Annotated in this window: 1 protein-coding gene; it reads right to left on the bottom strand. The window is 67.6% G+C overall.

What is annotated here, in order from left to right:
* A partial coding sequence (locus CVH10_RS19205; protein WP_369335886.1) for a glutamate synthase-related protein occupies window positions 1-312 on the bottom strand: 312 nt, incomplete at both ends.

Raw genomic sequence — 312 nt, 5'->3', positions numbered from 1 at the left:
GCGTTCACGATGAAGCGCTCCTCGTTGAAGCTGCCGTCGTCGTGGCGGCAGCCGAAGTAGCCCGAGCCGATCTCCCAGATCAGGTCGCCGCCGTGCACCCGGTGGTGCTGCGAGATCGAGCCTTCGCCGGTGTCGTGCGCGAAGCCGCCCAGCTTTGCGCCCTTGTTCAATGCCAGCACCGCATTGGCCGACAGCGCGCCGCAGCTCATCGCCGAGATGTTGAACACGCTCGCGCTGTACGGCTGCGTGCAGGTGTAGCCCGAGGGCGTGGCCGGGTTGGGCGTGCCGCCGATGACGATGCGGAAGTCGTGG

This window comes from Halomonas sp. ND22Bw (genome assembly GCF_003011945.1).
In the GTDB taxonomy this organism is placed as follows: Bacteria; Pseudomonadota; Gammaproteobacteria; order Pseudomonadales; family Halomonadaceae; genus Halomonas; species Halomonas halophila.
This window is presented reverse-complemented; position numbering and strand designations above follow the sequence as displayed.